At 44.5% G+C, this 22017-nt stretch carries 19 protein-coding genes, 1 tRNA gene and 1 pseudogene; 7 read left to right on the forward strand and 14 right to left on the reverse strand.

The genetic code is table 11. The features are described from left to right. Window positions 1–42 precede the first annotated feature (42 nt). Complete coding sequence (gene ggt / locus KL866_RS12540; protein WP_025256716.1) at window positions 43–1761, forward strand: gamma-glutamyltransferase; 1719 nt, start codon at window positions 43–45, stop codon at window positions 1759–1761. Window positions 1762–1874: 113 nt separating this feature from the next. Here ggt and KL866_RS12545 read toward each other — a convergent pair whose 3' ends face one another. Further along, window positions 1875–2345: an NYN domain-containing protein gene (locus KL866_RS12545; protein WP_025256717.1), complete on the reverse strand. Its 471-nt coding sequence runs from the start codon at window positions 2343–2345 to the stop codon at window positions 1875–1877. A 164-nt stretch (window positions 2346–2509) separates the two neighbouring features. Here KL866_RS12545 and KL866_RS12550 point away from each other — a divergent pair, with 164 nt between their 5' ends. Continuing rightward, complete coding sequence (locus KL866_RS12550; protein WP_251140018.1) at window positions 2510–3130, forward strand: PepSY domain-containing protein; 621 nt, start codon at window positions 2510–2512, stop codon at window positions 3128–3130. 36 nt (window positions 3131–3166) lie between these two features. On the opposite strand, the gene KL866_RS12555 is transcribed toward KL866_RS12550, so the two are convergent. The 5 genes from KL866_RS12555 to KL866_RS12575 form a co-directional block, all read right to left on the reverse strand. Continuing rightward, window positions 3167–3586 (reverse strand): VOC family protein, encoded by a 420-nt coding sequence (locus KL866_RS12555; RefSeq protein ID WP_214995289.1) that lies wholly within the window; start codon window positions 3584–3586, stop codon window positions 3167–3169. Between the two features lie 11 nt (window positions 3587–3597). Next, on the reverse strand, window positions 3598–5004 hold the full coding sequence (locus tag KL866_RS12560; protein ID WP_214995291.1) for an aldehyde dehydrogenase family protein: 1407 nt from the start codon (window positions 5002–5004) through the stop codon (window positions 3598–3600). Between the two features lie 314 nt (window positions 5005–5318). Further along, a complete protein-coding gene (locus KL866_RS12565; RefSeq protein WP_214995292.1) occupies window positions 5319–6617 on the reverse strand; it encodes an adenylosuccinate synthase in 1299 nt (432 codons plus the stop codon). A gap of 493 nt (window positions 6618–7110) precedes the next feature. After that, window positions 7111–7293, reverse strand: coding sequence for a DUF2065 domain-containing protein (locus KL866_RS12570; RefSeq protein WP_025256723.1), 183 nt, complete (start codon window positions 7291–7293; stop codon window positions 7111–7113). Window positions 7294–7348: 55 nt separating this feature from the next. Further along, window positions 7349–8527, reverse strand: a complete 1179-nt coding sequence (locus KL866_RS12575) for an aminotransferase class V-fold PLP-dependent enzyme (RefSeq protein ID WP_214995293.1) — start codon at window positions 8525–8527, stop codon at window positions 7349–7351. 263 nt (window positions 8528–8790) lie between these two features. On the opposite strand from KL866_RS12575, the gene KL866_RS20290 reads away from it, so the two are divergent. Together KL866_RS20290 and KL866_RS20295 are read left to right on the forward strand one after the other, a co-directional pair. Then, complete coding sequence (locus KL866_RS20290) at window positions 8791–9057, forward strand: hypothetical protein (RefSeq protein WP_251140019.1); 267 nt, start codon at window positions 8791–8793, stop codon at window positions 9055–9057. Continuing rightward, window positions 9039–9215, forward strand: a complete 177-nt coding sequence (locus KL866_RS20295) for a hypothetical protein (RefSeq protein ID WP_251140020.1) — start codon at window positions 9039–9041, stop codon at window positions 9213–9215. Before KL866_RS20290 ends, KL866_RS20295 begins: the two co-directional genes overlap by 19 nt. A gap of 64 nt (window positions 9216–9279) precedes the next feature. Here the strand turns inward: KL866_RS20295 and trxA are convergent, their stop codons facing one another. Beyond that, window positions 9280–10149 (reverse strand): thioredoxin, encoded by an 870-nt coding sequence (gene trxA, locus KL866_RS12585; RefSeq protein ID WP_025256726.1) that lies wholly within the window; start codon window positions 10147–10149, stop codon window positions 9280–9282. Window positions 10150–10450: 301 nt separating this feature from the next. On the opposite strand from trxA, the pseudogene KL866_RS12590 reads away from it, so the two are divergent. Continuing rightward, window positions 10451–10784 (forward strand): annotated as a pseudogene (locus tag KL866_RS12590) (Mpo1-like protein). A 271-nt stretch (window positions 10785–11055) separates the two neighbouring features. After that, window positions 11056–13164: a S9 family peptidase gene (locus KL866_RS12595; protein WP_214995294.1), complete on the forward strand. Its 2109-nt coding sequence runs from the start codon at window positions 11056–11058 to the stop codon at window positions 13162–13164. An 85-nt stretch (window positions 13165–13249) separates the two neighbouring features. Here the strand turns inward: KL866_RS12595 and KL866_RS12600 are convergent, their stop codons facing one another. The 6 genes from KL866_RS12600 to purE all read right to left on the reverse strand — a co-directional run bounded on the left by KL866_RS12600 (window position 13250) and on the right by purE (window position 17687). Next, window positions 13250–14422: a PQQ-dependent sugar dehydrogenase gene (locus KL866_RS12600; protein ID WP_214995296.1), complete on the reverse strand. Its 1173-nt coding sequence runs from the start codon at window positions 14420–14422 to the stop codon at window positions 13250–13252. 233 nt (window positions 14423–14655) lie between these two features. Next, window positions 14656–15129, reverse strand: coding sequence for a Dps family protein (locus tag KL866_RS12605; protein ID WP_214995297.1), 474 nt, complete (start codon window positions 15127–15129; stop codon window positions 14656–14658). 186 nt (window positions 15130–15315) lie between these two features. Further along, window positions 15316–15858, reverse strand: coding sequence for a copper chaperone PCu(A)C (locus KL866_RS12610; RefSeq protein ID WP_214995299.1), 543 nt, complete (start codon window positions 15856–15858; stop codon window positions 15316–15318). A 65-nt stretch (window positions 15859–15923) separates the two neighbouring features. Continuing rightward, window positions 15924–15999, reverse strand: a tRNA-Thr gene (locus KL866_RS12615). A gap of 60 nt (window positions 16000–16059) precedes the next feature. Next, the gene (locus KL866_RS12620) at window positions 16060–17196 is read right to left on the reverse strand and encodes a 5-(carboxyamino)imidazole ribonucleotide synthase (RefSeq protein ID WP_025256732.1); all 1137 of its coding nucleotides are present in this window, start codon (window positions 17194–17196) and stop codon (window positions 16060–16062) included. Next, window positions 17193–17687: a 5-(carboxyamino)imidazole ribonucleotide mutase gene (gene purE, locus KL866_RS12625; protein ID WP_025256733.1), complete on the reverse strand. Its 495-nt coding sequence runs from the start codon at window positions 17685–17687 to the stop codon at window positions 17193–17195. The genes KL866_RS12620 and purE overlap by 4 nt, the downstream gene beginning before the upstream one ends. 276 nt (window positions 17688–17963) lie before the next feature. Here purE and nhaA point away from each other — a divergent pair, with 276 nt between their 5' ends. Continuing rightward, complete coding sequence (gene nhaA, locus KL866_RS12630) at window positions 17964–19238, forward strand: Na+/H+ antiporter NhaA (RefSeq protein ID WP_025256734.1); 1275 nt, start codon at window positions 17964–17966, stop codon at window positions 19236–19238. Here nhaA and KL866_RS12635 read toward each other — a convergent pair. Further along, complete coding sequence (locus KL866_RS12635) at window positions 19200–22016, reverse strand: ATP-binding protein (RefSeq protein ID WP_025256735.1); 2817 nt, start codon at window positions 22014–22016, stop codon at window positions 19200–19202. The two genes, nhaA and KL866_RS12635, sit on opposite strands and share 39 nt — an antisense overlap. Between the last annotated feature and the right edge of the window lies 1 nt (window position 22017).

Consider the following 22017-nt stretch of genomic DNA (forward strand, 5'->3'; position numbering starts at 1 on the left):
AATCGCAAAGGTCTAGTAATTTCTGTAGCAAGGAGTTTTGTAATGAAAAAACGGATAGCTAACGTCGGGTTTATCGCGGTGATAGTGGCATGTATATCGGTAGTAGCAGCGTGTTCCCAAGCGCCAAATAACACTGTTGATAGTGCTAACAGTAATTCAGTAGGGCTTAGCCAACAAGCTGTCGCTATGCCAGATAGCTACAGTGCCGATGCCGCAATGCAGGTACTTCAGGAAGGCGGCAACGCCATTGACGCTGCAATTACGGCTCAGTTTGTTTTGGCCGTAACGCTGCCAGAGGCGGGCAACGTAGGCGGTGGCGGCTTTATGACAATAAAGTTTGAAGATAGCACCGACTTTCTTGATTACCGCGAAATGGCACCGGAGAGTGCCCATCGCGACATGTACCTTGATGACAAAGGTAATGTAAAGCCCTATGAATCTTTGTTTGGCGCTAAGGCGTCAGGTATTCCTGGTACCGTTGCAGGTATGTGGGCCGCGCACAAAAAATACGGGACCTTAAAGTGGGAGCGCCTTCTCGCCCCTGCTGTAGAGTTAGCCGAGCAGGGTTTCGTGGTGCATGAGAAGCTAGCAAATAACATTGCACGCTATATTGCACGTACTCAAGAAAAAGACATTAAAAACAATTTCAGTGAGTATTTTGAAGAAGCGAAAGCGGGCACTACTTTTAAGCAGCCTGAGCTAGCGAAGACTCTTAAAGCTATTCAGCAACAGGGAGAAGACGGCTTTTATAAAGGCGAAATAGCAAAGCACATTATTGATTTTATGCAGCAAAATGGCGGTCTTATTACCTATGAAGATTTGCTGGCTTACAAAGCCGTGTGGCGTGCGCCTCTTCACTTAAACTGGCAGGGCTACGAGCTAGTTACCGCCCCTCCTCCAAGTTCGGGTGGCGTTGCTGTGGCACAGTGGATTGGCATGCTAGAAGCTTATGATGTAACCCATGACCTACCCGCACAAAACAGCACTGAATATATTCACGTTATGTCTGAAATAGGCAAACGTGTGTTTGCCGATCGCGCCCAATACATGGGCGACCCTGACTTTGTCAGTGTTCCGGTAAAAGCGCTCACAGCCGCTAACTACATTACTGAACGCGCAGCAGAGATTCAGCCCGCCAGCATTTCTGATACGCCAACCGTGAAGCCTGGCTTGAAAGAGAGCGAAGATACAACTCACTTCTCAATAATGGACAGATGGGGTAACGCCGTTGCCAATACCACTACCATAAACCTTACTTTTGGTAGTGGCGTTGTTGTAACTGGCGCCGGCTTCTTGTTGAACGATGAAATGGACGACTTTAGCGCCAAGCCTGGTGTGCCTAACTTTTTTGGCGCTGTAGGTGGCGAAGCGAATGCGATTGAGCCCTACAAGCGTATGTTGTCTTCTATGACACCAACGCTTGTTACTAAAAACGACCAAGTGGTTCTGGTAACAGGCTCTCCGGGCGGAACCACCATTATCTCGTCAGTTGCACAGTCGCTACTGAACGCCCTGCTTTACGATATGAGTGCAGAAGAAGCCGTGAACTCACCGCGTTTTCATCACCAGTTGCTGCCAAAAGACACCATTCGTATGCATGACGGGTTTACTGAGGCTACCGTTAATGAACTGAAAGCCATGGGCTATACCATCGATAACCGTCGTTTTGGTGATGTGCACTTAATTAAACGCACTAAGAACGGGGTGGAAGCGGCGTCTGAAAAAAGCGGACGGGGTAAAAGCCTAGTACAACCTTATTAGCACAGCCGTACTAGCACAGCATTATTAGCTTGTAGTCATGAACTTAAATCTATAGGCGAGCCGTATTGGCTCTGCCTTAAGGTTTCGGCATTCAGCAAGGTAAAAACTAGTAACTACAGCAACAGAGCGGTGTCGATAGGCACATACTTCGACGCCACTTTTTGAATACTTTCAGCCGTTAACGCGGGAACGCCGTACACAGTTACAGTTTTCCCTTTTTCTTTAAGCGCGTTTACCAAAATATCGAAATCACCATCACCTGACACCAGGATAATTTCATCAACCTGATTGGCGTGTTCTAGCGCATCCACCGTAATACCTACATCCCAGTCGCCTTTAGCCGACCCGTCGGCGCGCTGAATGAAAGGCTTTAATTTCACCTCAAAACCAATGGCGCGAAGAATGTTTTGAAATTCACGCTGTTTGCTGTCGCCCCGGTCGATGGCGTATGCAAAAGCATGGGTTATATCTAAGTTGTAGCTAAGTTCACGCCAAAACTGGTTGTAATTAAAGTTACGTTTGTACGCCTGACGACAGGTGTAATATACGTTTTGTACGTCTACAAGCACTAAAGCTTTTTTCAAAACCACTCTCTTTATCGATTTACTCAGTTAATGTTTTCTGATGTTATAGCCTTTTGCTAGTAAAACCAAAAAACCTGATGATGAAATTTATGCGCAAAGCGCACAATTACCTGGGCTTAATTTTGTTTGTGCAAATAGGTCTATGGTTTTTAAGTGGCTTATTCATGGCCTTGTTACCCATAGATGAAGTAAGAGGTAACCACTTAAAGAACAGTATCACCACTTCCTGGCACAAAGCAGCGTTCTCCCCTTCAGATATATTAAGTGAGCACAGTAGCTCAGCGTCGCTTTCTCTCACCTATCGCGTTAATACCTCACAATCTTCGCTTGATGCCATCCCTGTTTATTATGTCGTGGATGGCGATAATAATTATCGCTATAGCGCCATAACAGGTGAACGATTAGACGCCCTGCAGGAAAGTACTGTGCGAAAAGCAGCAACAGAGCAATATGCAGGTAATGGTGAAATTGTTGCGGCACAGCGGTTAGATGAGCTACCGCAAGAAGTACAAAACTTGTTAGCCCCTTTGTGGCAGGTCAGCTTTAACGACGAGCTCAATACCCGGTTTTACATCGACCCGAATACTGGCAGCGTCTCGCGCGTGCGTACCGACACCTGGCGGCTATTTGATTTTATGTGGATGCTGCACATCATGGATTATAAAAACAGAAGTAACTTTAATACGCCTTGGCTTATTGCTTTCTCTGGCAGTGCCTTTCTATTTACCCTCACAGGCATTGCGCTGTTATATCAGCACTTTAAACCGAAATGGAAAACTCGCTAGCCCAAGGCCTGTAGTTCTTTGATGTACAGACCCTAACTATTGCTTGGCAAACAACTGGTTGATTTCTGCAAACGCTTTAAATTCTAACGCGTTACCAAAAGGGTCTTTGAAAAACATAGTGGCTTGTTCACCGGGCTTTCCCTTAAAGCGAATGTAAGGTTCGATAACAAACTCGATTCTTGAAGCCTCTAGCTTACTTGCCAGCGCTTGCCAATCGCTCATAGTTAACACAACGCCAAAGTGCGGTACAGGCACGGCATGATCATCTACCCCGTTATAGGCAGGCGGCGACGGCATGGCCTCTACACAGTGTGTGACCAATTGATGACCGAAGAAATCCCAGTCAATCCACTGAGTATCACTGCGCCCTTTTTCACACCCCAATAGTTCGCCGTAGAAGGCTTCTGCATCAGTTAAATTAGTGACCGGTATGGCAAGGTGAAAAGGCTGAACCATGAACACTCCTGTTATAAGAACTTGTTAAGTAACGATAGCTTCAATTTTGAAAACGGCGCGTAGCGAAAGAACACGTCTAATGCAAAAGAACGCTTCATCACCGTTCTAATATGACTAAATGTATCAAAACCTGCTTGCCCATGGTAGCTACCCATACCGCTATTTCCCACGCCACCAAACGGCAATTCAGGATTGGTCATAAACAGCATAGTGTCGTTAGTACAAGCGCTACCTGAACTGGTTTTACTGATAATGTTATCAAGCACGTCATCTTTATCGCTAAATGCGTAAAGGGCGAGAGGTTTTGGTCTGCTATTAACAAGCTTGATGCCAGCGTCCATGTTGTCGACAGTGATAATAGGCAGTATTGGACCAAAGATTTCTTCTTTCATCAGCGGGCTATCTAACGAAGGCTCTAGTACAAGGGTAGGTACCATTGCTGGTCGGGACTCATCCAGTTCGCCGCCATACACCACATTGACATTTTCGAGGTAACTTTCAAGACGCTTTAAGTGGCGATGATTGACTATATTGCCGTAGTCTCGTGAAGATAAAGGGGCTTTGCCGTATTGTTTTTTAAGCTCTTTTTTAACAGCTTCAATAAGTTTTTGCTCAAAGCCCTTTTCTACAATGACATAGTCAGGCGCAATACAGGTTTGCCCAGCATTCATCCATTTGCCCCATACTAGACGGCGCGCGGTTACTGTTAGGTTTGTATTCTTATCAACAAAGCAGGGGCTCTTGCCGCCAAGCTCCAAAGTTACTGGTGTTAAGTGCTTTGCCGCTGCACTCATAACAACTTTACCTACCACTTCCCCGCCAGTGTAGAAAATGTGGTCCCACTTGCAGGCAAGTAACGCTGTGGCTTCGTCTTTACCGCCTTCTACTACGGCCACGCATGAATTATCCATATATTGGGGGATAAGCTTAGCCACCAGCGAAGAGGTTTCTTCAGCCAGTTCAGAGGGTTTCAATACCGCACAGTTGCCCGCAGCTATAGCGGCGATATAAGGGGCAAGCAATAACTGGAGCGGATAATTCCACGCTCCTATAACAAGCACAGTGCCAAGTGGCTCAGGCTTGCGAAAGCTTTTCCCTGGCCATGCCACCATAGGCGTCGACACTTTGCGCGGTTTTACCCATTTATCCAAATGCTTTAGCGTATGCTTGATATCAGAAAGCAAGAACCCTTGTTCGGCCACCATGGCTTCGGTCTTACATTTGCCCAAGTCATTTTTAAGGGCCTGTAAAATGTCGTGCTGATTATCTTTAAGCAACGTTTCTAACGCCTTTAACTGGTTTTTGCGCCATTCCAGGGACTGGGTTTTCCCAGTATCGAAACTGTCATTAAGTTTGTGAACAACGTCAACGAAACACACACCGGTTTCCACTGCGTGAAGAGAAGGTCTATTTGGCATAAGAAGGCTCCGAAAGCATAACTCCCGCTACAACAATTTTATGGCTCACCTTAAGATTGTTGACGGCTAAAGCAGCGCGATAATTAACTGATACTATCTTATATTAATAGAGATGTTCGAAGACAACGCAACTAAATTGTTAATTAATGTTTAATGCGACTACATATTGGAGGCTAAAAGTAGATTTTATATGCGTGAAATGCAGGTACTAAAAAATGAGGTGTGATAGAGGAAAATTAAAAATAGATAAAGTTTGTCAGCAACAAAAAAGCCCAGTAAACACTGGGCTTTTAAACGTATTTAATGCGGCGCTATTACGCGTCGTAAGGGCTGCGCAGAACGATAGTTTCGTTTCTGTCAGGGCCTGTTGAAACAATATCAACCGGTACACCTGTTAGCTCTTCAAGGCGCTTAATGTAATTTTTCGCCGCTTGTGGAAGGGCTTCAAACTCAGTTACACCAAAAGTGTTGTCTGTCCAACCTGGCATTTCTTCATATACTGGCGTTACTTTTTCGTAACCGTCAGCGGCCATAGGTGGAACGTCTTTCACATTGCCGTCTGCATCTTTGTAGCCCACACAAATTTGAAGGCTTTCAAGACCGTCTAACACGTCTAGCTTGGTTAAGCAGAACCCGGTAATAGAGTTAATTTGTACTGCGCGTTTCATTGCAACAGCATCGAACCAACCCGTACGGCGCTTACGACCTGTAGTTGCGCCAAACTCATGGCCTTTAACACCTAAGTGTTGGCCTACTTCACAATCTAGTTCAGTAGGGAAAGGACCAGAGCCTACACGCGTGGTGTATGCTTTTACGATACCCAACACGTAATCTAGCTTAAGCGGGCCAAAACCAGCACCGGTTGCTACACCACCAACGGTAGTGTTAGACGACGTTACATAAGGGTATGTACCGTGGTCGATGTCTAGAAGTGTGCCTTGGGCACCTTCAAACATAATAGGCAAGCCAGCATTGTGCGCTTTGTCTAGTTCGTCAGTTACATCAACAACCATTGCTTTAAGAATGTCAGCAACTTCCATTGCACCTTTTAAGGTTTCATCAAAGTCTACTGCTTCTTCGCCATAGTATTGCGTAAGCGTGAAGTTATGCACATCTAGCACTTCTTTCAGCTTTGCTGAGAAGTCTTCGGCATTAAATAAGTCGCCTACGCGTAAACCGCGACGGGCTACCTTATCTTCATAAGCAGGACCGATACCACGACCAGTTGTACCAATTGCTTTTGCGCCACGGGCTTTTTCGCGCGCCACGTCTAGTGCAATGTGATAAGGAAGAATTAGCGGACAAGCTTCACTAATCTTTAATCGCTCGCGCACTGGAACGCCACGCTCTTCAAGCATAGTCATTTCTTTCATTAGTGCGTCAGGGCTAAGCACAACACCGTTACCAATAATACAGGTAACATTATCGCGTAGGATGCCTGATGGGATTAAGTGAAGTACGGTTTTTTCACCGTCGATTACTAGAGTGTGACCTGCATTGTGTCCGCCTTGGTAGCGAACAACATATTTTGCGCGATCAGTGAGTAGGTCTACGACCTTGCCTTTACCCTCGTCACCCCATTGAGTGCCGAGTACCACAACGTTCTTTGCCATGAATCATATGTGTAAGAAAATTAGGCGGGGATTCTACAAAATTCTAGGGCAAGGATCACCCCTTTTTCGAACAAAAATACGACTATTTTGTTTTTATTTCAGAAATATTAAAGAAGCTCCATTGCCTTTCAAGCCTTCTGGGAATAAGGCATATAAACTTAGTTTTCGAAACATACTTTCTAAGACGCTAATTTTTATAGCATTCTAAACATTGATTAGCGCAAAACCTGAACAGATAGTCCACTTGTGTTTTGCACCAAGCGTATTCATGTATTTTCATGTATCTAATTGTCAATGTGTAAACACATCTTGCCTAATTAGATATTTAATGAAATTAGAACGCAGTGTCACTCTTTATTTGCACATTAACCAGCACGCTTTTTGCTCAACGGTAAAGTCTTAATCTCTATTATGTGATTGGAATTGTAATGATGGTGGTAATAACGCACGTAACGGTTTGTCGTTCATTCCTATAACTACAATTTCGTACAAATTAACTAAAGTAAAACAGCAGCAGCGCACCTATTATTACAAGGGTTCCGCCGACTTGGCGCAATTGATTGCTGGGCTGCTGGCTAATCTGCATTAGGTAATTGCGCCATTTATTAGGAAATAGCAACGGCCCTATTCCCTCAATAATAAGTACCAGAGCTAAAGCGGGTAATAGCCACTCCATAAAACTATCCTTTAATAAATATGACGTTAATACTTACGCTGTCTTCACGCAGCAATTACACTTTCTGGGTCAGCGCAGACAAATCAACGTAGTCGGGGGTGTGGTACAGACCAAAGCCAAACCGTAAGCAGCTACCTCTAAAATCAGTAAGAATATGGTGTTTTTTAAGTTCTGAAGCTAGTGCCTTTGTCACATCGGCATTATCTAATTCAAAGGTAAGGAAGTGCCCTCGATTCGCCTCATTACTTACGGCTAAATGTTTTTCGTTTAGCAAGTGATGATTACAGGCAGCAAGCTTTTTTAAAAATGTGCGCTGCATGCTCATTACATAGTCATTGACTGCCGCTACATCAATACTATTTTCTTCAAACATGCGAAGCACGGCTCTTAACCTGTAGAGCGCCGTAAAGTCCATAGTCGCCCCGGCAAAGCGCATTCCATCTAAACTATATTGCACGCTATCTTTACCTACCCCTTTGCGTGGCTTATCTAGCTCGCCAAACTCGGCAAACCAGCCCGTGTACGATGGTCTTAGCTCGCAGCCTACCGGAACGTGCGCAAAGCACGCGCCCTCTCCCGCTTGTGCATACTTATAACTACCGGCAAGATAAAAGGCACGATGGGCAATCTCCGCTATGTCGGTAGGCTTTGCCATAAATCCATGGTAGCCATCAACCACAATAAGGGTATTGTCGTTAGTTACGCTATTTACGATATCGGCAACATTGTTCACCACGTATCCGGAATTAAAGAATACCTGACTAAAGAAAACTAGCTTAGGATCATGCTTGGCAATAGCGGCCTTAAAACGCGAAGCAAATGTATTATGGGGCTTGGTAGGTACGGTTATAAGTTCTATCGCCCCCAGTTCTTCTAGTCTGCTCGCTTGGCGCTGAAAACTGTGAAACTCGCTATCTGTCGATACCACTTTATAAGGTGCAGCGCTGTCGATACAGCTCATAATACGATAAAGCAACTCATGAGTATTTGGCGCAAAAACGATTTGCTGTGGCGCGCCAGTATTCAGTATTTTGCTAATTCGCTGCTGCAGTTCTGGCACTAAAGTTTGAAAAAAATATCCCCACTTTTCGTCTACGTATTTAGCGCTATCATCCCAGTAGTTGAGCATTGCTTCGCGTGTGCAGTCTGGCCAAAAATAATGACTGTGACACGCATAATGCTGTTTACCTTTATTCGCGTTGAGAAAGCCCGTATAAAACTGCTGATATGCCATGCTTTATTGCCTAATATAAAAACCGCTTAAACCCTATCAAACTTCAGCGTATTTCGCATGAATCTGCGCCTACGGCAAAACATTTATTTACAAATTAGGTGTAAATAGTTTTGCCCAAATCGTCGCGCTTAATGATACTTCTTATATACAAACGCCCACTGCAAAATTGAAGAACTCTGCTATAACCTATAAAGAGGCGTTGCTTTTGTTAGTCGAATTGCAAGCTCCATCTGTTCCATGCAGACACACATTAAAGGTATTTTATGCGTTTCCCTAAATACGGAAATTATTCATTGGATGTCTCAGGTAACGTACTTGAGGTATTTGCTACTGGAGCGTGGAACCTAAAAACGACGGAATTTCTTATCGAAGAAATGAACGAGCTTATTGCTAGGTTTGAAGGTAAGCCCTGGGCAGCGTTAATGGACGGCCGGCGCTGGGTGTTATCTACGCCTGAATGCCAAACCCGTCTAGCTGAAGCAATCAAGGTGAACATTTCTCGAGGACTAACGTGTTCAGCTATGTTTTAGATAGCGGGATGGTTAAGCGTGCTCAGTTAGAGCGAACCCACCCGTCTAACGAAAAGGGCTTTGATAGTAAACACTATAAACGTGAATATTTTATGCATTACTTTGAAGCGCTAAACTGGCTGCATAAAGAAGGTTTTTCCCCTATTACAGGGGAATAACATTTTTTCAAAGCCTAAAAGAAGTTAACGTAAATGCTTATCTTACGTTTGTTTTTAGCGGCAACTAATATAACAAGCTGTACATTTTTCGACGAAACTCAGATTTGAGCGGGTCGCCATCTGCTAAAGCGTTCATCATATCCATCATTAACTTTCTGGCATCGCCAAAGCCAAGCTCTTTCTTTAACACACTATAAAGAAGCTCTAGTGCATCTTGTGCTTTGTTTGCTTGCTGCAACTGTACCGCTAAGTCCACTTTAAGCTGCAAGTCATCAGGGTTCGCCTCAACTGCCGCTTGAAGCTGGCGAATTTCAGGCGTATCGGCCGCTTGTTCTGCTAGTTCAATTTTCCCCGCTAAACTCTTATAACGAGAGTCCTGATCAACCAGCTTTATTTCTTCCAGTAACGCTTTCGCTGCATCGATTGAGCCGGTCTCAACGTAGCAATCAATTAGCATGTACTTAGCGTTAACATTGTCAGGGTTAAGCGCTAGGGCTTCTTTCGCCGCTGGCAGTGCCTCTGCATATTCACCCTGCTGAATCGCTTTACCTGCTGTGGCAAGTAAATCGTCTTCTGGGTTAGGTAAATATTTAGCAAGCATTTCTCTAATTTGCTTCTCTGGCTGTACACCTGCAAAACCATCAACAGGCTGACCGTTTTGTACAACCATAACTGTTGGCAAACTTCTAATGCCAAACTGCGCAGCCACTTCCTGCTGGGCTTCGCAATCTACTTTGGCCAAAATCAGATGCTGACTGTATTCACCCGCCAGTTTCTCTAAAATAGGCATTAGGTCTTTACAGGGTTCGCACCAATCAGCCCAAAAATCGATAAGCACCAATTTTTCTTGTGATGCTTCTACAATGATTTGCTGAAAGTTTTCTACCGTAATGTCTACGATGGTTGCTTGGCTATTTGCAACGAGATTTTCCATAACGCAGGCCTTTAATTTCTTGTATTGAGAGGAATATGGGGCAGACGACCTAAAATTACAAGGCTAAGAGCAGTTATCTTTACCCTTGAGAAGAAGGCTTTAAGCACAGGTCCTAGTTGATGTTTTGCTAAGCAAAGCAATTTCGCAGGTTTGAGCTCGTTGTAAAAGCATCTTGCCCGCCTCGACTGATCAATCAGAATTTGTCGTTTACACGACAATCTAAGCCCACACAAAATGTTAATGTAGTGTAAACTTACACTGCAAAGCCACTCTACTACTAGATTCCGGCCGAGAGGGTTTTATGACTACACAAACTAGCACTGACACACATTTTTCTTCATTCAAAGAGTTTTACCCGTTTTATTTAAATGAACACAAAGATGTGTACATGCCGCACACTTCATTTTATTGGCTCTTGGCTTGTACTTGGGGTTATCGCGCTAGCGATATTTTTGGCTAGCTGGTCACTACTGTGGCTTATTCCGTTAGTAGGTTATGGCTTTGCTTGGGTAGGACATTTCTTTTTTGAAAATAACCGCCCTGCTACATTTAAACACCCGCTTTACAGCTTGATGGGCGATTGGGTTATGTTTAAAGATATTCTTGTGGGCAAAATTAGCCTCAAGGGTGAATAAAGCTAATAAGGGTTAAACGATGGTAAGCTCCAAATTAGTGCCGATAACCCTTGTTGCTACCACCTTAAGTTGATGTGTGCTGCGATATGTGTTTTTAACGGACAATCCTGCCTCTTCACCGCACACGCTTTACATATAAGAAACGAAAGCGATATGGTTGGAAACAACGTTCGCAGCTTACTACATTTGCGTTAGGATTTACGCTACACGCATGACAGCGAACATTTTACCTATCGCGCTTAGCGCAAAAACAATAACAAAAGGAACAAACATGTTTGCGTCTCGTTTCGCCTTTCGCCCTTCGCGAAAAGGCTTATCTGTTGCCTCGACAGCATTATCACTATTAGTACTAGGTATTAGCCAGGCCAATGCCTTGCAAGAATCTGGCTCTGATTCAGCTAGCTTAAATGCGCTAACGTACAATGACACCTTCAACTTAGAGTTTGTGACAAACCCACAGTTTCTTGACAAGGATACGGTAGTTTATTCTCGTCAGAGCATGGATGTCATGACTGACGGTAGACAAAGTCGACTATGGCAAGTAAACATTAAATCCGGTGAACATCGCCCGTTTATTGGTGTAGACGAAAACTTGTCGCAGGCTACCTTATCGCCCAACGGTAAAATGGTGGCATATACAAAATCGGTAAACGGGCGCGCACAAATTCATCTTTATTACCTAGATACCATGCAGTCTGTCCGTTTGACCAACACCACCGAAACACCTCGTCAGTTAACCTGGTCTAATGACAGCAAGACCTTAGCGTTTACGCAGTTTACCGAACAAAAGCAAAAGCCTTTATTTACCGACATGCCAAGTAAACCTAAAGGGGCCAAATGGGCGGATCAAGGCACATATATTGATGCGGTGCAGTACAGAGGCGACGGCAGAGGCTACTTGCGTGAGGGCTTCGATCAGATTTTTGTTTTGCCTGTTGAAGGCGGTACGCCTCGTCAGCTAACCACAGGGAAATTCCCCAGCGGCGGCACCCTTTCATTTTCTAAAGACAATGATTGGATTTATTTTGCCACGCCACAACGAGAAGACTACGCGCTACATCCTTTGTTCAGCGATATTTACAAAGTGAACGTAAGCACAGCGTCAGTTGAACAAGTTACCAATATTGAAGGGCCTGAAGGCAGACCAACTTTAAGCCCCGACGGTAAATACCTTGCGTTTACCCAACTTAACGACAGAAAGCTTTCATATCAAAACGGTGACATCGTTGTACTAGAACTTAAAAGTGGTGATATTACTCGCTTAACTACATCGTTAGATAGAAGCTTAGGTAAGTTCACGTGGCGTAAAGACAGTCGCGGATTAATTTTCTCTTACCTTGATCATGGAGAGACTAAGCTTGCTGCAGTGAACCTTAAAGGTGATGTAAAAACTATCAACGTGAGCATTGGCGGTCAGGCCTTTGGACGCCCTTACACGTCAGGTGACTTTGCAGTTAGTGAAAAAGGGGACATCGTTTATACTACTGCCAGTCGCACCATGCCGGGCGACTTAGCGCTTTACAGAAAAGGTAAAGATGATATACAGCTTACCGATTTAAATAACGACGCACTTGGCCATAAGACGTTGGCAGAAGTGCAAGACCTTTCGGTAGTTTCAAGTGTTGATGAGCTACCTATCGACGCTTGGATTGCATTGCCGCCAGGATTCGATAGCAGCAAAAAATACCCGCTGATATTAGAAATTCACGGCGGTCCACACGCAGCCTACGGCCCTCATTTTGCCATGGAAATTCAGCTGATGGCAGCCCAAGGTTATGTGGTTGTGTGGTCTAACCCAAGGGGTAGTAGTTCCTACGGTGAAGACTTCGGTAACTTGATTCACCATAACTACCCGTCTGAAGACTATAACGACCTGATGGACGTAGTAGATGCGGTTGTTAAGCAAGGTTATGTTGATTCTGAGAACTTATTTATTACCGGTGGCTCAGGCGGCGGTACACTTACCGCTTGGTCTATTGGTAAAACTGAGCGCTTTAGTGCAGCTGTAGTGGCAAAACCCGTTATCAACTGGATGAGCTTTTCGTTGACGGCCGATGCGTATCCTTACTTTAGCCAATATTGGATGGCTGATATGCCGTGGAACATTGCCGATAAGCTATGGAAGCGCAGCCCGCTAAGTTTAGTGGGTAACGTAGTAACGCCAACCATGCTGCTAACCGGCGAAGCCGATCACCGCACCCCTATTAGTGAAACCGAGCAATACTATCAAGCCTTGAGACTGCAAGGTGTGGATGCGGCGATGGTACGCATTCCTGGGGCTTCACATGGCATCGCAAGCCGCCCTTCTCGTTTGATTCAAAAAGTGGGAAATATTGTGGCGTGGTTTGAACGCTACAAGAAAGACAAAGACAGCGAGTAAGGCGGATTAAATTCTTAGCTCTATTTAAGAAAAAAGGCGCCCTTCAGTAAATGAAGTGACGCCTTTCTTTTCTTCAACATTTACCCTATTTGGTGAGCTTTAGTACTTTTCCATTAGGGGCGTCGGTCAATAAGTAAATAGCACCATCTGGACCCACTTCTACGTCGCGGATACGGTCGTGATTGTCGCGTACATATTCGAACTGCTCTCCCGGCTTTCCATCTTCTACCTTGATACGGCGAAGGTGGGTAAATTTCAAAGAACCCACTAATATATCGCCGTTCCACTCTTTAAACATGTCGCCTTGGTAGAAGGTTAGGCCGCTTGGTGCAATAGACGGGTCCCAGTACAACCAAGGCTGCTTCATACCATCCATATGGGTTTTATCGCTGATAATGTCGCCGCTGTAGTCAACGCCATAAGTAATCTCTGGCCAACCGTAGTTCGCACCGCGCTCTAGGATATTAATTTCATCACCGCCTTTAGGTCCGTGCTCCATTGCCCATACTGCGCCGGTTTCAGGGTGAATGGTTACGCCCTGGACATTGCGGTGACCATAGCTGAATATTTCAGGGGCATTGCCATCGGTGAAGGGGTTATCTTTTACTGCACTGCCGTCACGGTTGATACGCACAATTTTACCAAAGTGGTTATTGGTGTTTTGCGCTTCTTTCATGTACTTATAGCGATCGCCCATGGTGACGTACAAGTGCTTTTTAGCATCAAACGCTAAGCGGCAGCCAAAGTGAAAGCCGTTATCCACAATAGAGTCGGCACTGAAGATAACATCAACATTTTCAAGGCCTAAATCAGTAAGTGTGGCTTTTGCAACACTACTACTGCTGCCAGGTTTGCCTTCTGTGTCACTCGCTTTGCTGAAGCAAAAGTAAATCGTATTGTTGCTGGCGAAATCTGGGTCGATGGTGATGTCTAACATGCCACCCTGGTTCTGCGCGACCACTTCAGGTACGTTATTTAGGCGCCCTGACAATTTACCGTCTTTTGACAAACGTTGGATACCACCCGCTCGTTCGGTTACCAGCAAGTCGCCATCAGGTAAAAACACCATGCCCCATGGATGCACTAAACCTTCAGCAAGCGTGGTTACGGTAATATCGCTTTCGGTGATTTCATGGGATTCACCATGCTCGTGGCCTCCGTGCGCCATTGCCAATGGACTTACCGTAAGCGCTAATACGCAAGCTAACGAGTGCGCTAGCATATTAATGGGTTTAAATGGTGCGGTTAATAGTTTCATCGCTAAGAGCCTCATTAGAAGAAAGGATGTGCTTTAATCCACAATCTTCTTTTACTGTTTTGTTTTTGTCTCAAAGCAGTATACAAAAAAGGGCACAGCGCTGCTGTACCCTTTTGTTAGATTTTCTTGCCCATGCGGTAAAGTCGGCTTTTCACACAAACAAAGCTAGCCTCTAGCGCTCATTGTTGCGCAGTCATAGTTTTACGCTAACCGTTGTTATTAGGGTAGCGTATTTATCTTGGCAATGTTGCGCGAAGCATCCACGCTGTTTTCTCGTGAACGCGCATACGATCACCAATCAACGCTGCAGATGACTCGTCGTCAGCGTCTTGCGCTATTTTTAATGACTCACGGCACGTTTTAACTACTTGCTCATGACCATGAGTAAGCAAACGTACCATTTCGGTAGCTTCAGGCACGCCCTCAACTTCTTCAATTGAACTAAGCTGAGCGAATGACTTATATGTTCCAGGTGCTGAAACGCCTAATGTACGAATACGCTCTGCAATTTCATCAACCGCTTCTGCAAGCTCAGTGTAGTGCTCTTCAAACATCAGGTGCAATTCACGGAACTGAGGACCTTCTACGTTCCAATGAAAGTTATGCGTTTGAAGGTACAATGTGTAAGAGTCGGCCAATAGCTTTTTAAGGCCTTCTGCTACTGCGTTACGATCGCTCTCAGAAATACCAATATCAATCTTGCTCATGTCACACTCCTTAACGTTAAAACCTTTTTAGATTTTTATTCGGCCAACTCATTAGCTTCCAATAAAACCTTGGTTTGCAAATATAACTTAATAATACACTAGATTTTTTGATTTAGATTAACGGTTTAGTTGATTGCTTTCATCGCATTAATCGATAGCTCAATACATTTTATCCAAATCGGTGAATTAATGGTGGTGGTGTACTTCGCCTGCCTCTTTTTTAACAGGTAACGTCGTCTTTAGCTCGCTGGAATCACTAAATACTAAAGTTAGCGTTATTTCACTGCCTGCTTCCAATCCGTTAGACAGCCCCATCAGCATAATGTGACGGCCACCGGGTTCAAACGAAACCATCTCGCCCGCCTTTATTTCGACACCTTCCGTTAACTCACGCATTTTCATCATGTCTGCTTCCATTACCGTCGTGTGAATTTGCGCTTCACTTGCTAAATTGCTCGATACTGAAACAGACGTCAGTTTTGTATCGCGGTCACTGTTATTGTGTAAAGTAAAGTACACTGCGCCGGTTTTCGCCAAGGCAAAGGTCGCTCTAGCGTAACCGCCCATAACCATGACGCCAGTTTGCGTGTTTGCACCCTTGGGATGTTCTTTACTCTGGTGCTTATTTTCATGTTCACTAGCGTGGGCAGTAACAAGTGCCGATAGGCTTAAAGAAAATAAGCTTGTGGCGATAAACAATGGTTTTAGCGATTTGGAAAAAAATGACATACAGTCTGCTCCGAATGAATATTCAGAAACAGTGTACGTAAGATTGGCATAGGAAAAAAGAAAAATGGTGCCGACTGCCGGAATCGAACTGGCGACCTACTGATTACAAGTCAGTTGCTCTACCAACTGAGCTAAGTCGGCACACTTTAAAAACCGCTGCCTAGACAGCGGATGCGTATTCTAGCGATAAACGCGGGGGTGTCAACCTTTTAATCGCGTTGCTTCAGCAACTAATTTCGGAAAGTACTCAAGTGGTAAATATTTGCTCAATGCCATGAGCTTTTCACCTAGGCTTTCATAACTGTTAGTGGTGACATTAATATGCCCCATCTTACGCTTTTCGCGAACAGATTTTCCGTACCAGTGAAGGTGACTACCATCAATACTCAGCAAATCTCGTGAAAAACTGCTGCACCCAATGATGTTTACCATAGCGCTTGGGCCAATGGCTGATGTATCACCAAGGGGTAAGCCGCACACTGCACGTAAATGATTTTCGAACTGGCTGGTTACAGCACCCGACTGGCTCCAGTGACCAGAATTATGTACGCGCGGAGCAAGTTCGTTTACAAGCAGCTTGTCGCCCACTTGGAACAACTCAACCGCTAACACACCTACATAGTTCATACCCTCAGCCAGTTTCACAAAAATATCGTGAGCTTGAGCCTGAAGTGCGTCATCAATGTTAGTCGCTGGCGCTACCGACACGTGAAGTTGGCCTTGATGGTGAAGGTTCTCAGCAAGCGGATAGGTTCTTATATCGCCATTAGCGTTACGCACGCCAATTAATGACAACTCCCTGTCGAAGGCGACCATTTTCTCAACTACCAAAGGTACGTTTTTTAGGTCTAAACCTTGAAGTGAGCTTTTTAATGCTGGCAAATCAGCTTCATCGCTTAAGCGCCATTGACCGTAGCCGTCATAGCCATCGCGACTGGCTTTTAGAATTAGCTTATTGCCAAGTAGCTTAACGCAATCATCTAACTGGGAAAGGTCAGTAACTATTTGGTGGTCGCAGTTTGCAACCTGCATGCTTTCAAGTAGTTTTTTTTCGCGTACGCGGTCGGCACCAACAAGAATGCTTTCAATATTCGGCATCAATTTGTTAGTTTTCGCCGCCTCTTCTAGAAGCCCCTCGGGCACATGCTCGAATTCTACTGTTAGCGCATCAGCGCCTTCAACCGCTTCAGCAAGCGAAATTTCAAGTGGGGTTTTGCTAACTGGATGCACAACGGTATCGTTGTTTACGTCCACAGCTTGTACGTCAATACCTAGCGGGCTTCCTGCTAGGTACATCATTTGAGCAAGTTGGCCTGCGCCGTAAACAACTACTCTCATTCATCTAGCTCCAACGTGTTGCTTGAAGCAAGTACTGTGTCGGTTTGAGACTTTCTAAAAGCGATAACGGCATCGCGTACACTTTCGTCTTGCAGTGCAACCACTTGTGCAGCTAAAAGACCGGCATTTGCTGCACCAGCCTCGCCAATTGCCAGTGTGCCAACCGCTACGCCTTTTGGCATCTGAACAATAGAGAGCAGTGAATCTAAGCCGTTAAGTGCTTTTGATTTAACCGGGCAACCGAACACAGGTAAATGTGTGTGCGCGGCAATCATACCGGGTAAGTGTGCCGCGCCACCTGCGCCAGCAATTATTGCGCTAAAACCTTTATCGGCAGCGGCTTCTGCGAACTCTACTAGCAAGATAGGTGTGCGGTGCGCCGACACAACCTTCGCTTCAAATTCAACACCAAACGACTTCAGCATTTTTGCGGCCTGCTGCATAGTAGGCCAGTCTGAAGTTGAACCCATTACAATCGCGACTTTTGCCATCTAGAGATCCTCGGGGTAGGTAAAATGGACAACCTTGGAAAGGCCGCGATTGTAGCGTAAAACCGTTTAAAATCCCACCGTAAATGCTGTTGAAAATAGCGCCGACAGCTAAGTTCCTGTACATGACGCTTTCCTTAGCAGGTGATCTATCTAATCATTCTAGTCCGTATTAACTATAATTAATTTGAGTAAAAATACTGCCTCATAACACGGATTAACGACCGCTATTCTTAGAACTTAGTAACGTTAATGGTTAAATGGCGTAAGAGGTTATTGATGACAGATAAGCATGAACCCGACGTACTTGACGAGGTGATAGAAGAAGTACAAGACGTGGTCTCTGACTTCTTAAATCGCGAAGCCGCTCCCGGTATTCTTCTAATGGCTGCCACCATACTCGCTCTGGTTGTGGCTAACTCCCCTTTAGATCGTTTTTATGATCAACTTATAAGTATGCCTGTGCAAGTATCTGCTGGCAGTTGGGAAATAGACAAACCCTTGCTGCTTTGGATTAACGACGGCTTGATGGCTGTGTTCTTTTTTCATGTTGGTTTAGAACTCAAGCGGGAGGTATGCGAAGGCGAACTCGCCAACCCTAAGGATATAATATTACCCGCAGCAGGTGCAGTTGGCGGCATGGTCCTGCCCGCTTTAATCTATGTAGGCATTAATTGGGACAACCCTGTCGCTATAGCGGGTTGGGCTATACCAGCTGCTACAGATATTGCCTTCGCACTAGGTATTCTTGCCTTGTTAGGTAGCCGTGTTCCAACCAGCCTTAAGGTCTTTCTTGTAACCCTCGCTATTATTGACGATATCGGCGCCATAGTAATTATTGCGTTGTTTTACACCGAAAATATCACCGCTGGTGCGCTTTATGTTGCAGCGGGCTGTTTATTGCTACTTTGGCAAATGAATAAGCGTAACGTGGTAGATATTCCCGCTTATGTTTTCGTGGGTGCTATATTATGGGTTGCTATGCTCAAATCGGGTGTCCACGCGACTTTAGCGGGTGTAGTGCTTGCTGCGTTTATTCCTATGCGCGATGAAAAAGACAAGTCATACTCTCCGGTAACACGACTTGAGCACGGATTGAATGGTTCTGTGAGTTTTGCAATTTTGCCTTTATTTGCCTTTGCAAATGCGGGGATTAGTTTCGGAAATATCTCTCCAGAAGGTATTTTTCACCCTGTGACTTTTGGTATTTTTCTTGGCTTAGTTCTCGGTAAGCAAATTGGTGTATTTGGGTTTTGCTATCTAATGGTAAAGCTAAAACTGGCGAAATTACCTGACGACCTTAATTTCAAGCATATCTATGGCTGCGCGCTGCTTTGTGGCGTTGGCTTCACAATGAGCTTATTTATTGGCGGGCTTGCCTTCGCACAAACGGGCATTAATCAGATATTTGATGAGCGAGTGGGTATATTAGCAGGCTCAATCGTATCTGCGTGCTTGGGCTACATAGTGTTGAGACTCGTTAGCGAAGCACCGAGTGACGACACCGACGTCGCTTCAAACGCTAGTAAGTTCACTGGCAATACAGTTAAATAGTATCTGCTTGCGAATAGGCTTACTTAAATGGGCATTCATACCTGCGGCTAAGCAGGCTTGAATGTCTTCATTAAAAGCGTTGGCAGTTAAGGCTATTATTTTAACCTTATCTTTGTTTCTGCCTTCTTTACGAATAAGCCTAGAAGCAGTATGGCCATCCATGATTGGCATCTGACAATCCATTAGCACAACATCGAAGTCATGTTTTTGTTCTGCAGATACGGCATCACGCCCATTTTTTGTTCGAATACATTTTATGTTGGCCGATTTAAGCATATCCATAACAATGTCAGCGTTAATATCATTGTCTTCTGCAAGCAGTATGCGTAAATCACTAGGAAGCGTAGGAGCGATCTCACTTTTGTCTTTAATGACGCCTTCACTTATTGCAGCAGGGATAAGAAAAGTAAAGTTAGTACCTTTTCCCAACTCACTTTCTACGTAGAGTTCGCCGTCAAGTAACTCAACTAACCCTTTCGATATTGCCAAGCCCAGCCCTGTTCCCCCAAAGTGTCGCGTTGTAGATGCATCAGCTTGCTCAAATTTTTCAAAAATTAGGTGTACTTTATCAGCGGAAATGCCAATACCTGTATCAATAATCGAAACTTTAAGCTTTGCCTGTGTGTAACTTACGTTTACCGATACCTTACCTTCGTTGGTAAACTTAATCGCGTTGCTAAGAAGATTATTGGTAACCTGAGCAATTTTTCCAGCATCAACATCAAGAGTCGTTGGCACATCGCTGCTAACGTTAAGTTCAATGTCGTAGCCTTTTATTTGCGATGTGTGTCTATAAAGCTCACAGGACGCAACAAGTAACTCGCGAATGTCACAGTGCTGAATATCACATAGCATTTTTCCAGATTCGATTTTCGACCAATCCAAGATGCTGTCTAAAATAATAAGTAGATTAGTAGCTGAACGGGAAATAGTCTTAGCCCTCACAGCAACATTTTCGGGTAGGTTGTTCTCGAGCATTAAGTCACAGGAACCAACAATGCCGTTCATTGGTGTTCTTATCTCGTGGCTCATATTGGCAAGAAATTGAGTTTTAGCGACATTCGCGGCTTCTGCCTCTTTTAAAGCAAAAGCTAAGTGTTCTGTTTTTTCCTCTATCCGTTTCTCTAGAGAGCTATTTAACTCATTAAGTTCTACGTTTAGTACTTGCTCTACTTCCCTTGCTTCTTTGAGTTCATCAAACGCGTTTAGTAAACGTGTCTCAAGACTCATAAACTCATCGCTTAAAGCAGATAGCTCTTGAATATGAAGTGCTCTTTGCGGCGTCTTATTAACGTCTTTTTGGGTGGGGTCGAATTCAGCAATATAGCGAACGAGTCTTCGAATAGGTGCTCCAACCATTTTGGCCACCACATATCCTGTAAAACTTCCAAAAGCAGATAACGCTAACAATAAGAGTAAATCTTTTAGCAAATAATTGCTCATCAATGCCAGTAAAAGACGCTTGTCGAAGTAATAGCTAACCTTCCAATTGGCAAAGGACATATTTTCGGTGAACCTCAACCACGTTTTACCATGAGGCCCGTTTTTCACCTCAATGGCACAATTAGGTTCACAGGAATAAAATGGCGCTTTAGTTAACGGCTTCATAGTTAACGCATCGGATGCATAAATCACTTCGCCTTTTTGATCTTCAATAAGCATTGAAAAACCGCCAATACTCAGGCTATCGATAGCATTAAAACTCTTCAGAGATAACGAGCCTTCAACAATACCTTTTGGTACTCCCTCACTATCTAAAATTGGCGCAGATAAAGCGACAATCGGGTCGTTGCCAAAACCACGACCTTGAAACACATTAGACAAAAATGGCGTGCCTGACTGCATCACTTCGTAAAAGTAAGGACGGTAAGCTACATTAGGTAAGCCATTTTGCTTTGCCTTTTCCAGCATACTTGGCGGATAGGCATGGGTAATGTCGCCACTTTCATTAGCGACAAGGAACGTTAGAAATTCTGGATTATGAGAGGCCACTATCTGTAGATTTGCGGCAGCCGCTTTTTCTAAGTTGCTACTCGATATACTGTTAGAAATGACTTGCGCTGTACTGATGATCGCACTTTGATGATAGCGCATAAAATTTGAAAGCTGAAACTCCAGCACATTTACACGTTGCGCCATATAGCTGTGAATTTGTTGTTCTTGCTGCTGCTGAAATAAATTTACTGATAAATAAATTACCGCCGTTGAAGCAACGAAGAAACAACCGGCAAAAAAGTAACCGAAAAGAAAATGCAATGTGACCTTTTCGGCCTTACTGGAAGTCTGCCGCTTTAGCCCATGTAAGGCTAAATACGCGAAATGACCAGTGATCAGACCAAACACTCCGCTTACCCAGGTAACCAAAACCCCTGAGAAAAGCATATTTACGTTATCGTCATCGTAAAGAGAATGCTCTAACATCAAAATGGGCAAAAAGACGATAGACCAAAAACCTGCGCCGACTTTTATTACTTGCCTTAGTGATTTGTCATAGCCAAATAAGCTTAGCACTATTGGCAGTAGAGTGAGACTTTCTTTACCTACAATACTTCCGTCACTAAGCCACAATGGAAGGCTTATCAACAGGGCAATGGGAATGGATATAAAAGGCGAAAAGCGTAGGGAAGCGTAAACCGCTGCGCCTATGCCAAAGGTAGCAATGCCCGTACTATCAAAAGGTGGATTGAGTGCATTTAGCCCAGCACCTAATACACATACAACTAACGCTTGAAAGGCCAGAGACCACGAAAAGGAAAATGAAAAACTGCCAATTTTCAAC

Source organism: Alteromonas sp. ALT199 (genome assembly GCF_018619335.1).
Classification (GTDB): domain Bacteria; phylum Pseudomonadota; class Gammaproteobacteria; order Enterobacterales; family Alteromonadaceae; genus Alteromonas.

Bases quoted from the DNA above. Each gene is read 5' to 3' on its own strand.
- ggt (WP_025256716.1), top strand. From the start codon at position 43: ATGAAAAAACGGATAGCTAACGTCGGGTTTATCGCGGTGATAGTGGCA.
- KL866_RS12550 (WP_251140018.1), top strand. From the start codon at position 2,510: ATGGCCTTGTTACCCATAGATGAAGTAAGAGGTAACCACTTAAAGAAC.
- KL866_RS12555 (WP_214995289.1), bottom strand. From the start codon at position 3,586: ATGGTTCAGCCTTTTCACCTTGCCATACCGGTCACTAATTTAACTGAT.
- KL866_RS12560 (WP_214995291.1), bottom strand. From the start codon at position 5,004: ATGCCAAATAGACCTTCTCTTCACGCAGTGGAAACCGGTGTGTGTTTC.
- KL866_RS12565 (WP_214995292.1), bottom strand. From the start codon at position 6,617: ATGGCAAAGAACGTTGTGGTACTCGGCACTCAATGGGGTGACGAGGGT.
- KL866_RS12570 (WP_025256723.1), bottom strand. From the start codon at position 7,293: ATGGAGTGGCTATTACCCGCTTTAGCTCTGGTACTTATTATTGAGGGA.
- KL866_RS12575 (WP_214995293.1), bottom strand. From the start codon at position 8,527: ATGGCATATCAGCAGTTTTATACGGGCTTTCTCAACGCGAATAAAGGT.
- KL866_RS20290 (WP_251140019.1), top strand. From the start codon at position 8,791: ATGCGTTTCCCTAAATACGGAAATTATTCATTGGATGTCTCAGGTAAC.
- trxA (WP_025256726.1), bottom strand. From the start codon at position 10,149: ATGGAAAATCTCGTTGCAAATAGCCAAGCAACCATCGTAGACATTACG.
- KL866_RS12595 (WP_214995294.1), top strand. From the start codon at position 11,056: ATGTTTGCGTCTCGTTTCGCCTTTCGCCCTTCGCGAAAAGGCTTATCT.
- KL866_RS12600 (WP_214995296.1), bottom strand. From the start codon at position 14,422: ATGAAACTATTAACCGCACCATTTAAACCCATTAATATGCTAGCGCAC.
- KL866_RS12605 (WP_214995297.1), bottom strand. From the start codon at position 15,129: ATGAGCAAGATTGATATTGGTATTTCTGAGAGCGATCGTAACGCAGTA.
- KL866_RS12610 (WP_214995299.1), bottom strand. From the start codon at position 15,858: ATGTCATTTTTTTCCAAATCGCTAAAACCATTGTTTATCGCCACAAGC.
- KL866_RS12620 (WP_025256732.1), bottom strand. From the start codon at position 17,196: ATGAGAGTAGTTGTTTACGGCGCAGGCCAACTTGCTCAAATGATGTAC.
- purE (WP_025256733.1), bottom strand. From the start codon at position 17,687: ATGGCAAAAGTCGCGATTGTAATGGGTTCAACTTCAGACTGGCCTACT.
- nhaA (WP_025256734.1), top strand. From the start codon at position 17,964: ATGACAGATAAGCATGAACCCGACGTACTTGACGAGGTGATAGAAGAA.